This is a genomic window from Thermostichus sp. MS-CIW-41, assembly GCF_054058915.1.
Genome location: NZ_JBSSBO010000070.1, coordinates 1 through 10,259, shown reverse-complemented (window position 1 = coordinate 10,259; position 10,259 = coordinate 1). Strand labels below are relative to the sequence as shown.

Annotated in this window: 14 protein-coding genes; 7 read left to right on the top strand and 7 right to left on the bottom strand. The window is 56.8% G+C overall.

Annotated elements, in window-relative coordinates:
* Window positions 1-141: 141 nt before the first annotated feature.
* The 3 genes from ACVWXE_RS13745 to ACVWXE_RS13735 all read right to left on the bottom strand — a co-directional run bounded on the left by ACVWXE_RS13745 (window position 142) and on the right by ACVWXE_RS13735 (window position 1,355).
* Complete coding sequence (locus ACVWXE_RS13745) at window positions 142-453, bottom strand: hypothetical protein (RefSeq protein WP_414331199.1); 312 nt, start codon at window positions 451-453, stop codon at window positions 142-144.
* Between the two features lie 182 nt (window positions 454-635).
* Window positions 636-923, bottom strand: a complete 288-nt coding sequence (locus ACVWXE_RS13740) for a hypothetical protein (protein WP_011433893.1) — start codon at window positions 921-923, stop codon at window positions 636-638.
* A gap of 111 nt (window positions 924-1,034) precedes the next feature.
* Window positions 1,035-1,355, bottom strand: coding sequence for a hypothetical protein (locus ACVWXE_RS13735; RefSeq protein WP_457384249.1), 321 nt, complete (start codon window positions 1,353-1,355; stop codon window positions 1,035-1,037).
* 110 nt (window positions 1,356-1,465) lie between these two features.
* Here ACVWXE_RS13735 and ACVWXE_RS13730 point away from each other — a divergent pair, with 110 nt between their 5' ends.
* Window positions 1,466-2,596: a geranylgeranyl reductase family protein gene (locus ACVWXE_RS13730; protein WP_011433895.1), complete on the top strand. Its 1,131-nt coding sequence runs from the start codon at window positions 1,466-1,468 to the stop codon at window positions 2,594-2,596.
* On the opposite strand, the gene ACVWXE_RS13725 is transcribed toward ACVWXE_RS13730, so the two are convergent.
* The 3 genes from ACVWXE_RS13725 to ACVWXE_RS13715 all read right to left on the bottom strand — a co-directional run bounded on the left by ACVWXE_RS13725 (window position 2,573) and on the right by ACVWXE_RS13715 (window position 5,131).
* Entirely contained in the window at window positions 2,573-3,085 is a 513-nt protein-coding gene (locus ACVWXE_RS13725) for an ATP-binding protein (RefSeq protein ID WP_457490577.1), read from the bottom strand. The genes ACVWXE_RS13730 and ACVWXE_RS13725 overlap by 24 nt on opposite strands.
* Window positions 3,086-3,203: 118 nt before the next feature.
* Complete coding sequence (locus ACVWXE_RS13720) at window positions 3,204-4,043, bottom strand: OmpA family protein (RefSeq protein WP_457384247.1); 840 nt, start codon at window positions 4,041-4,043, stop codon at window positions 3,204-3,206.
* Between the two features lie 428 nt (window positions 4,044-4,471).
* Window positions 4,472-5,131 (bottom strand): XRE family transcriptional regulator, encoded by a 660-nt coding sequence (locus tag ACVWXE_RS13715; protein WP_414418074.1) that lies wholly within the window; start codon window positions 5,129-5,131, stop codon window positions 4,472-4,474.
* 403 nt (window positions 5,132-5,534) lie between these two features.
* On the opposite strand from ACVWXE_RS13715, the gene ACVWXE_RS13710 reads away from it, so the two are divergent.
* The 6 genes from ACVWXE_RS13710 to ACVWXE_RS13685 all read left to right on the top strand — a co-directional run bounded on the left by ACVWXE_RS13710 (window position 5,535) and on the right by ACVWXE_RS13685 (window position 9,012).
* Entirely contained in the window at window positions 5,535-5,783 is a 249-nt protein-coding gene (locus ACVWXE_RS13710) for a hypothetical protein (RefSeq protein ID WP_011433899.1), read from the top strand.
* Window positions 5,784-5,883: 100 nt separating this feature from the next.
* The gene (gene ndhC / locus ACVWXE_RS13705) at window positions 5,884-6,246 is read left to right on the top strand and encodes a photosynthetic/respiratory NAD(P)H-quinone oxidoreductase subunit C (protein WP_414424565.1); all 363 of its coding nucleotides are present in this window, start codon (window positions 5,884-5,886) and stop codon (window positions 6,244-6,246) included.
* Entirely contained in the window at window positions 6,243-6,977 is a 735-nt protein-coding gene (locus tag ACVWXE_RS13700) for an NADH dehydrogenase subunit K (RefSeq protein WP_457384275.1), read from the top strand. The genes ndhC and ACVWXE_RS13700 overlap by 4 nt, the downstream gene beginning before the upstream one ends.
* A 1-nt stretch (window position 6,978) precedes the next feature.
* Window positions 6,979-7,530 carry an NAD(P)H-quinone oxidoreductase subunit J gene (locus ACVWXE_RS13695; RefSeq protein ID WP_457490576.1) on the top strand — a complete coding sequence of 184 codons (552 nt, stop codon included), beginning with the start codon at window positions 6,979-6,981 and terminating at the stop codon, window positions 7,528-7,530.
* Between the two features lie 47 nt (window positions 7,531-7,577).
* Window positions 7,578-7,751: a hypothetical protein gene (locus ACVWXE_RS13690; RefSeq protein WP_414418256.1), complete on the top strand. Its 174-nt coding sequence runs from the start codon at window positions 7,578-7,580 to the stop codon at window positions 7,749-7,751.
* A 34-nt stretch (window positions 7,752-7,785) separates the two neighbouring features.
* Window positions 7,786-9,012, top strand: a complete 1,227-nt coding sequence (locus ACVWXE_RS13685) for a class I SAM-dependent methyltransferase (protein WP_457490575.1) — start codon at window positions 7,786-7,788, stop codon at window positions 9,010-9,012.
* A gap of 35 nt (window positions 9,013-9,047) precedes the next feature.
* Here ACVWXE_RS13685 and ACVWXE_RS13680 read toward each other — a convergent pair whose 3' ends face one another.
* Entirely contained in the window at window positions 9,048-9,914 is an 867-nt protein-coding gene (locus tag ACVWXE_RS13680) for a hypothetical protein (RefSeq protein WP_457490574.1), read from the bottom strand.
* Window positions 9,915-10,259: the final 345 nt, after the last annotated feature.

The following is a 10,259-nucleotide window of genomic DNA, read 5'->3' as shown; positions in this document are numbered from 1 at the left end:
GGGATACCGCCATTCTGTTTGGAAACAAACAGAATGCTATCGCTGCATAGTTGAACAGTGATGTTCAGCAGTGTTCAGCGTAAATGTATCAGACGTCACCTCCTATTGGGGTTTCGTAAGTTTTTCAGAGGGGTGTAGTCCTCAATCCAAATAGGCGCTCAACTCCTGCTCCAATGTAGGCAGTTGCACCTCTCCCTGCTCCAGCTCTTCCAAATCTTCCAGTTGTTTGCGCAGGCGGGCAATCCGCTCTTGCAGGCACTCTTTGATGCCTTTGGCCCCCAAACTGAGACAACTGCGGCAGACTTCCCCGTAGATTTGCCCGCGGTCGTTGTAGACCACCGCCAGCAACACTTGGTGCCCTTTTTTCTGGATGGGGTTGGCCCATCCCCCACAGATAATGCAGGGCACTCGGCCATTGCCCCCGTAAATGCTGCGTTCCCAGACGATTCTCACGCTCAGCCTCAATGCAACTTGTTGCCCACCAGCATAAAAACCCAGGGGGATCCCTTGCCACCCCAAGATGCCGCGTTCCTTCCCTTCCCATTGCGGTGAAACGGTTTGCTGGTTAAATGCCTGCCCCCCTCTCCCCCTGGGAGAGGGGCTTGGGGGTGGAGGCCAAAAAGGGATCCCAGTGGCTAGGTGCTGGGCCGGGCAGATTGAGAGCGGTCGATGGTGCGATAGGTGAGGCTGGCAGCCACCTCTAGAGCTTTGGCGGCGTCGCGGAAATAAAACCCCAACTCCTCATCCTTCTCCGTGCGGTTGGGCTTATTGAACTTGGCCTTGAACTGCACGTTGCAATACATGGCCAACCCCACCAGAACCTCTGACAGTCCGTGCTGGTTGATCAGCCGCTCCACGTCCGTAAGCAGGCTTTTGATCAAGGCATCGGCTACCGGTTCTGGCAAACTGTCCAGGTCGTGCATGGGGGCTCCTCAACCAACGAGAGCAAACAAGCCAACGGGTCTGGGATCCCGAAGGCAACCTCTCCTGATTTTCCTGCATCTTTTCCAGAATGCCCAATCCCCTTGCCAACGCTACCACCACTGCCGCAGCCAGCCCCACAGGCCCGGATACCGAATGGAGCGCTCCCGGGCCGCTTGTTCCAGATGATGGGCGTGGTCTTGGCTGCCGGGATGCCGCAGACGATTTAGGCGCATCAAATAGGCGTAGCGGCGGATTTGTTCTCGCAACTGAACTGGGGGAAGGGCAAAGCACTCTGGGCAAATAGGGCCGAGATTCAGACCCCTATCGTTGAAAAGGCAACGAACTCGCTTCCCGCCCGCAAAACGCTTTCCGCAGGCGGCACAGTAGCAAGCTGAGGGCTGGTTGGCAAGGCGCTGCCAGCGAATTCGCATGGTCTTCCCGACAAAAAGGCAAGCAACGTGCAGGCAATTCGCTGCAGCCATAATAGGCTAGAAGCTGGTGAGCAAAACCCAGGATGGGGGGGCCTGGAGTATCGAAAACCATGCCGCAACTCTACGACTGTGTCATCGTCGGCGCCGGCCCTGCTGGAGGATCTGCCGCCTACCATCTGGCCAAGCGGGGACGCTCGGTGCTGGTTCTGGAAAAGGATCCCTTGCCCCGCTACAAACCCTGTGGGGGCGGCGTTTCTCCTATGGTGGCGGCTTGGTTTGACTTCGACTTTGGCCCCGCCATTTCCCTCAAGATCCGGCAAATCCGCTACACCTGGCGCGGCGGCGATCCGGTGGTGGTCGATTTGGATTTGAAAGAGCCCGTTTGGATGGTGCGGCGGGATGTTTTCGACCACTACCTGATTCAGCAGGCGCAAAAGCAAGGGGCAGCGCTCCAGGCAGAATGCCCTGTCTCTGGCCTCGAGTGGCAAAGCGACCGCTGGCAAGTGATGACAACCGCCGGCCCGGTCTGGGGTCGGTACGTGATTGGGGCCGATGGGGCAAAAGGCTCAATGGCCAAGTGGCTGGGCTTTCAGGAACGCCGCCGTCGCTTGGCTGCCGCCTTGGAAGCAGAAGTGCCTCTCCTGCAGCCGCAAACTGCAGCCGCCCATTTTGACTTCGGCGCCGTCAGCAATGGCTACATTTGGAACTTCCCCAAGGCTGATGGCTACTCGATTGGAGCCGGCACCTTTCGGGGTGGAGAAAAACAAAACCTGCGGGAAATTGCCGCCCAATATGCCCAAAGCTTTGGCGTAGACTTGAAGTCGGTCAAGCCGTTTGGCCATCCCATCTGCCTCTGGGACGAAGATCAACCGCTTCACACCCAAAATGCCCTCTTGGTGGGAGATGCCGCCTGCGTTATCGATCCGTTTACCGCTGAAGGGATCCGCCCTTCCCTTCTCACCGGCATGTTGGCGGCCCAGGCCATCGATCAAGCTCTAGGCGGGGATACAGAAGCTCTGGCGAACTACTCTGCCCGCGTGCAGCAGGAATGGGGCTCAGAAATGCGCTGGGCTAAGCGGATTGCGGCGTTGTTCTATCGCTTTCCGGGCGTGGGCTACAGGGTGGGCGTCAAACGACCGGGAGCCACTCGGCGCATGGGCCAGATCTTGGCCGGTGAACTGCGCTACAGCGATGTGGCCAGCTCGGCCATTCGCAAGTTAAGCGGTGGTCTGCTCGCCTAAGCCCGGCACCGACAGACGCGGGCGAGATCCAGGATCGTCGAAGCGCTTGCCGATCACCAGGCAGTTGCGACCATCCGCTTGGCGGCTGTAGCTGAGGTGAGTAGAGAGAGCTTTCATCAGCAAAATACCCCGTCCCCCCTCGGACTCAAGATTGGCGTTGGGCGATGTGGGATCCGACACGTTCCGGGCAAATCCCTCCAGATCAAACTCCTGCCCCTGATCCCAGATGCGCAACTCCAGCCCTTGCGGCATCAGCAGCAGCTCAATGTCGATGGGCGTACTTTCCGGCAGAGCGCGGTGGGCGTGGCGAACGGCGTTGGTAAACCCCTCTACCAAAGCCAACTGACATCCCGCCCAAATGGGATCCGGGATGCCCGCATTTCGGAAAGACTCAAACCAGGTCAAAACCTGGTCAAGCGCGTCCAGGGTTGTGTCAACCCTCAGCGCAAACGTTTGCCTCTTATCCAGAGGGATCCCTGCCGCGTTCAAAACCGAACCCCAACGATGAGGATTTAACCTGCACCCATCAATCCTGGCCGGATTGACCCTACCAGATTCTAGACCAGAGCCCTGCTAGAACGTGTCATCCCCCACTTTGGGGGGGTAGCTAGGGAGCGATGACCAAATCCACACGGCGGTTCCGCTGCCGTCCGGCTTCTGTGTCGTTATCGGCAACGGGCAAGGTGGGACCAAAGCCAGAGGTTGTCCAACTGATGGGATGGCCTTCCGGCAGCAGCTTCGTCAAATAGTCCTTAACCGCATTGGCGCGGCGCAGAGAAAGGGCCAAGTTGTAGTTTAAGGGCCCGATGTTATCGGTGTGGCCATTCACTTGAACGCGGGCGCCGGGCATAGCTTCCAAGGACTTGGCCACCTGGGCCAACAGCGAGGCTGCTTCAGGTCGAATCTCGGCTTTGTCAAAATCGAACAGCAAATCGCCCGGCAGGCTGATGGTTTGGGTTCCCACCTGAAAGGAGGTTGGCGTTGTGGTCGGAGCCGGGGTGGGCGCAGAGGCGCTTTCTGCCCCTGGAGCGATCTCAGCAGCAGTGGAAGATTCCCTGACAGGCTCAGGGGCTGTTTGAGAACGCAGCCGTTGCAGCCGCGACTCCAATTCCTCAATTCTGATCAAGAGCTGGATCACCTGCTGGCGGATCTCCCGGATCTCCCCTTCCAGATCCGTGGGGCTCTCATGATTTTCCTCTGGATCTGCATTTGGATCTGCATTGGCTGTTGGGCTGGCCACCGGAGGATTGGCCTGGGGCGGGGCCAAGGTGGGCAGGATCGGTGGTGTGGGAGAAGCGGGTTGAGTGGGAGAGATGTTGGTCTCCGGCTGGGGCTGAGGCTGAGCCTGCTGGGGAAGCACCATCCCAACCCAGATCCCGCTGCTGACCAAGAGGATCCCGCTTAGGGAATGGAGAGCGACTGTTAGGAGCTGGGACGAACGAGCCATTGCAGGCAAACCTGATACATTTACGCTGAACACTGCTGAACATCACTGTTCAACTATGCAGCGATAGCATTCTGTTTGTTTCCAACCAGAATGGCGGTATCCCGCAAAGCTTTGAGTAGAATACCCAAAGCGCAGTTTCCGTGTCGTCTTACTACCAATTTTCTGCTTTGCTTTGGCTACCATGTTGGCAGACTCGAAAGTAAACAGAAAGATCAACTGGTAGTAATCCGTACTGAACATATTATACAATTTTCAGTATAGTTGAGCTTATTATTGACTAGAGTCATGCTCCGGCTGGATGGGCGCAGGCAAGGAGCAGGAACTCCTCTCAACTCAACCCTCAAGACCCATCCTAACCGGCGACCCGATCTCGCCAAGGGGATTCTCGGTCGGTCCAACTGCCACTTCCCGCCATCTGCTGTGGGAGGCTAATCAAAACTGATGCGACCTCGATAACGCCCTATGAGGGTTAGGCCGTTGATGGGATCCGCCAAATCCGCCACAAAGGGGGGAAAGCGGGGATTGTCGCTGATCACCTTCACCTGGGACCCAGGCAGGCGCTGCAGCCGTTTGACCAACAGATCTCCATCCATCTGAAAGACGTAAATGCCTTCACAGCCCAGGTCTCCACCCTCTTGCCGCTCCACAAAGATCCAGTCGCCATCCTCCAACGTGGGAGACATGCTATCCCCCTGCACCCGAATCAGACTTAGATCGGCAGGGTTTCCCTTCAAGTGCGTCCGCAGCCAGTTTCGCTCAAAAGCAATCACCGATTCGATCGATTCTTCGCGCACCAACACCCCCGCTCCGGCAGAGGCGGCCACATCGACAAAAGGCACATACACATACTCTGCTTTCGCGTCGGGATGCAACTGCGGGGATCCCTCCCCTGTAATCAGCCAATTGAGGTTGACCTGGCCCACTTGGGCAATTTTCACGGCCTTATCAATGCCGGGCACGGATCCCTTCAGGTAGCTGCGCAAGGCCGTATCGCTAATTCCGGCCCGTCGCCCAAACGCATAGACGGCTTCATCGCCAATCACCCATCGCAAGCGGTCTGCAAAAGAAGAGCCAGAGGAGATGGACATCGGCTTAACGCTACATATTGTGTATAAGCAGATTTTTACCACTATATCTTGACAAGTCAACAACCGGTGCAGCCATTTGGGGAGAATCTTCAACCTGAGCTGACCAAGCGGCAGAAGGGAAATCTCACTTATTGTTAGCAGGCTGGCTGGGGAATCCTACTGGCGCTACCGTGGTTTTGGGTTGTGTTCACAGCGGGTCAGCAGCGGGCCGGCACAGCTTACTCTACCCAAAAAGGTGCACGTGGGATCTTCACCAAGTGCTGGGGTAAGCTACCCTGTCTGTTGAACTTATTCCGGCAGTCTGTCTGGGTGAAAGATGCTGAGATATCGGCATTAGCGGCCCAAAAGGTTCGGTTCCCAGATTGCCTCTGGGTCTACTTCAAGCTGTTCTGCCTCAATCCCTATGGTTTCCTCTGACCTCAAGCGCTGGCTGGATAACTTCCTGATTGCCGTTGTCTTTCTGGTGTTCGCCGGGTTTGTCTGGTTTGTCTTTTCCGTAACCGGGGCTTTTCTTGGGATCCCACTGGGCTACAAACTTTGGATGCGGCTCTGGCTGCCTTTGTTTCAGCCGGCTTTGGGGATCCTGATGGCCGGGGCGGTGGTGAGCGGAGTGTGGGGCTGGCTGGAAAAACGCCGCTCCCAACAATCATGATCATCAATAGAACTGAAGATCCCGTGGCGCAGGGGAGCCCCAGACTGGCTCTATACTGGAAACGTATCTAAATGTTGAGCAACTGAGGCAGTCTGGCGTCGTGTTTGTTCTGTCCGGCTACGAGTATTTGCTGGTTTTTCTAATCGTCTGCTCTCTGCTGCCGGTTTTGGCTCTGGGGGCTTCCGCACTCTTGGCGCCAAAGCGGCGGGGATCCCTGCGGCGCAGCACTTACGAGTCGGGCATGGAGCCGTTTGGGCAAGCCTGGATCCAGTTCAACATTCGCTACTACATGTTCGCACTGGTCTTCGTCATTTTCGATGTAGAGACGGTGTTCCTCTATCCCTGGGCAGTGGCGTTTCACCGCTTGGGGCTGTTGGCCTTTGTGGAGGCCTTGATTTTCATCGCCATCCTTGTGGTGGGTCTTGTGTACGCCTGGAGAAAAGGAGCATTGGAATGGTCATGACGTCTGAGAAATCGCAAGTCTTGTTTCCGGGGGCTGCCCCCCAGGTGACTACCGACCTCTCCAACAACGTCGTTCTGACGACGGTGAACGACCTGTACAACTGGGCTAAGATGTCCAGCCTCTGGCCGCTGCTCTACGGCACTGCCTGCTGCTTCATCGAGTTTGCTGCCATGCTGGGGTCCCGCTTTGACTTCGACCGCTTTGGCCTGCTGCCTCGTTCTTCGCCGCGCACGGCTGATTTGATCATCACGGCAGGTACGGTCACCATGAAAATGGCGCCGGCGTTGGTCAAGCTTTACCAGCAAATGGCTGAGCCGAAGTACGTGATCGCCATGGGGGCCTGCACCATCAGCGGTGGCATGTTCAGCTCCGATTCCTACACGGCAGTGCGGGGGGTGGACAAGCTGATCCCGGTGGATGTGTACATTCCTGGCTGCCCCCCTCGTCCAGAGGCGATCATGGATGCCATTGTCAAGCTGCGCAAGAAGATCGCCGCTGAGGACATGCGGGAGCGGGGCCGTCTGCAACAAACCCACCGCTACTACACGGTTAAGCACAACCTCAAGCCTGTGCCGGAGATCATCACCGGCAAGTATCTGGAGAGCGAGACCCGCCAAGCTCCCCCGCCAGAGCTGGCTGCGGCCATCGGCCTGCCGGTGCCCCCGGCCTTGCAAACCGCCGACTTTAAGCGGGCGGAACAGCAGCTCAAAGCCTTGCAGGGAGGAGTGTGAGATGGCAGAGGAGAATGCCCAGGAAAAACAAGCGCCGCCATCCGCAGGCGAGCAGTCGGAACCCTTGGTGACGTTGGAGCGGGGCCCGGTTTCCCAGTTTCTGGCCGACAACGGCTTCGAGCACCAGTATTTGGGGAGAGACGCAGCGGGGGTAGAGCTGTTGGAGGTGGAGCGGGACTTTCTCCTACCCTTGTGTACCGCCCTCTATGCCTACGGCTTTAACTACCTGGAGTGCCAGTGCGGATATGACCTGGGGGCAGGGCAGCCACTGGTCAGCCTTTACCACCTGATCCAGCTGTCGGAGGGGGCGGATCGCCCTCGGGAGGTGCGGCTACAGGTGAAGTTGCCTCGCCAGGATCCACGGCTGCCTTCCGTATACTGGATTTGGAAGTCGGCGGATTGGCAGGAACGGGAAACCTACGACATGTACGGCATTGTTTTCGAGGGACACCCGAACCTGAAGCGGATTTTAATGCCGGAAGACTGGATAGGGTGGCCCCTGCGCAAGGACTACATCACGCCTGACTTCTATGAGCTGCAGGATGCCTACTGATTGGGGATCCCTGACTCGGTGAGCAGCGTTGAATAGGATGGGTTGAGATGTGGCCTTTTTTGCTCTTGGCAATCTACGCAGGAGGAGTTTGGTACTCGGCCCGCAAGGCGGATCGCATCTATTCGGGCTCCGGGAAGTGGCTGGTATCGGCCCTCTGGCCTGTGTTGTTGGTCTCAAACCGTCAGTTTCGCCAAAATTGGCGTCGTCCCCTGAACAAGTAAGTTGAGTGAGTCTGGATCCCTGGAATCCTCACCTGTGATCGCTCCTGAGCAACACCTACGCGACCCGAGTCTTTCTCTATCGACACCTCAGGCTACGCAGAAGTTGCGGGAGTTGATTTTCAGCCGCATTCGCGCTCAAGGGCCGGTGACCTTTGCCCAGTTTATGGAGTGGGCTCTCTACGAGCCAGGGTTGGGCTATTACGAGCAGGGATCCCCGATTGGCCCCGACTACCTCACCTCTCCCCACCTGGCGGCGGACTTTGCCCAACTGTTGGCGGAGCAAATCCACCAGTTCTGGCACATTTTGGGATCCCCCCCTGACTTCAAGGTGATCGAGATGGGGGCAGGCAGCGGTCGCTTGGCCCAGGATTGGCTGACCTACGTGCGCTCCGCTAACCCCCCTTTTTGGCAGGCACTGGAATATGGGATCCTGGAGCGTTCTGCCCACCTGCGGCGGCTCCAACAGGAGCGGTTGGCCCCTTTTGGGGAGAAGGTGCGCTGGTTGGATTGGGACGGGCTCCCGGATGAGTCGGTCACAGGCTGTTTCTTCTCCAATGAGCTGGTGGATGCTTTTCCGGTGCATCGGGTGCAGGTGCAGGATGGGGCTTTGCGGGAAATCTATGTCGATTGCAGCGAGGCTGCAGAAGCCAACTTCCGGGAAGTGCTGGGGGATCTGTCCACCCCTGAGCTAAGAGAGTACTTCGCCCGTCTGGGGATCCCTGTAGAAACCTATCCGTCGGGCTACCAAACCGAGGTGAACCTAAAAGCCTTGGAGTGGCTGCAGCTCCTGGCTCGCAAGCTCCGGCGAGGCTACGTGCTCACCATCGATTATGGCCACACCGCCCAGCGCTACTACAGCCCCCACCGCGCCCAAGGTACGCTCCTGGCCTATCGACAGCACGGCAGCTATACGGACCCCTATGTTCGGGTGGGATCCCAGGATCTCACCGCTCATGTGGACTTTACCACCCTAGAGCAGGTGGGAGAATCTCTGGGGCTAAAATGTCTGGGGTTCACCCGGCAGAGCAACTTTTTGGTCAACCTGGGATTGACCGAGCGGCTGGCCGCCCTTAGCCAAATGGGGAACCCGGTTGATGGCGAAGCTGTGGATGTGGGCCAGGTTTTGCGGCGGCGACATGCTCTTCACGCGCTGCTGGATCCCATGGGGTTGGGGGGCTTTGGAGTATTGGTGCAGGCTAAGGGCTTGATCCCCTCAGAACACGCTCACCCTCTGCGGGGCTTTGGCGAGCCAGAGCTGTGAACCGTTTCGGTGCTATTGGGATGGGATGTCTGCCCCTACCGGCTACCGTTGCCTTCCATCGATGCCAGTTCTGCCATTGCTCTGGTGCTATCTTCCAGGTTGTCGATTCGCTCCTCGAGGGTTGCAAAGACTTCGTCATATTTGTCGGCCCATGCGACGCCGGCGGCAGTTTTGGTCATGCGGGCCGAGCCAAGAGATACGTCTGAAGATCCTTTCGCGGGCATAGGTGACCGTTTAATGGAGTTACTAGAGCCTGTTGACCGACAAGCCTGGGTTAAGCGGGCAGTATCCTGCTTCAGGAGATTCTGTTTTGATTGGAGTTGTTCTACCTTGGCTATGCCCTCTTTGAGGGACTGAATGGGCCTTTTTTTCTTGGCTTGTAAATCTCCAATCGAGGCTTTCAGACTTTGCTCTTCTGCGCGTAACTGAGGAAGTCGTTCTTCTTGAGATTGGATCTGGATCTCTGTTTCAAAATGAAGCTGAGGAGTTTGAGCTTGCGAACGAGCCTCATCATAAGGTTGGGCAGCAGCCACCCCCTTCTGCTGGACTTTTGCCCAATCTTCAAGGGCAGCACGCAGGTTGGCCAGTTCGCTTTGCAGTTGCTGTAGGTCTGAAGGAGTGATTTCGTTTTGCTTCTGTCGATTTTCGAGGTGCTGCAGAAGCTGGATTTTGGCTTTGGCCTCGCTTCCAGATAGAGCAGAAGCCACATAGCCTGTCATCCCCGTAGCCAAACCTGCTGCTCCTGCCTGCCACAGGGATCCTCCCGCCCCAAGACCGCCAATAGCCACCGTAACTCCAGCCAACGCGGGAAAGGCAGTTATCCAAAGCTGGCGGCAGGAGAAAGGCAACATCATCGACCCCAGGGTGGAAGAGGAGATTGTCTTGAAGATTGTTTTGACCATAGGTAATGTTTGGGTAGGTTTTCTCTCACTCACAACTCCTCTTTTTTTAAGGAGAAAGGGGAGCTAGAACCAACACAAAGAACAAAGAACGCCTTAGAGACAATTTTACTGCACTATTTCACTGCACTTCATCACTGCACTTCAAGATGACTCTGGTGTACTGCTGAGGTTACAGTTCTTTACGCCATCCCTCCAGTATGGCCACAACTACAAGTCAATCGCCACTCTAAACCTGCAAGAGCCACTTCAGCTAGGTTGTGTTGATCTTTCATTTGAGCCAAAAGAGAGCACTGACGAGATAGAGAAAACTCAAGAAGTTCCTGGCCAATTTGTCAAAACGAGAAC

Coding starts and splice junctions, on each gene's coding strand:
- ACVWXE_RS13740 (WP_011433893.1), bottom strand. CDS start 923: ATGCACGACCTGGACAGTTTGCCAGAACCGGTAGCCGATGCCTTGATC.
- ACVWXE_RS13735 (WP_457384249.1), bottom strand. CDS start 1,355: ATGCGAATTCGCTGGCAGCGCCTTGCCAACCAGCCCTCAGCTTGCTAC.
- ACVWXE_RS13730 (WP_011433895.1), top strand. CDS start 1,466: ATGCCGCAACTCTACGACTGTGTCATCGTCGGCGCCGGCCCTGCTGGA.
- ACVWXE_RS13720 (WP_457384247.1), bottom strand. CDS start 4,043: ATGGCTCGTTCGTCCCAGCTCCTAACAGTCGCTCTCCATTCCCTAAGC.
- ACVWXE_RS13715 (WP_414418074.1), bottom strand. CDS start 5,131: ATGTCCATCTCCTCTGGCTCTTCTTTTGCAGACCGCTTGCGATGGGTG.
- ACVWXE_RS13710 (WP_011433899.1), top strand. CDS start 5,535: ATGGTTTCCTCTGACCTCAAGCGCTGGCTGGATAACTTCCTGATTGCC.
- ACVWXE_RS13700 (WP_457384275.1), top strand. CDS start 6,243: ATGACGTCTGAGAAATCGCAAGTCTTGTTTCCGGGGGCTGCCCCCCAG.
- ACVWXE_RS13695 (WP_457490576.1), top strand. CDS start 6,979: ATGGCAGAGGAGAATGCCCAGGAAAAACAAGCGCCGCCATCCGCAGGC.
- ACVWXE_RS13690 (WP_414418256.1), top strand. CDS start 7,578: ATGTGGCCTTTTTTGCTCTTGGCAATCTACGCAGGAGGAGTTTGGTAC.
- ACVWXE_RS13680 (WP_457490574.1), bottom strand. CDS start 9,914: ATGGTCAAAACAATCTTCAAGACAATCTCCTCTTCCACCCTGGGGTCG.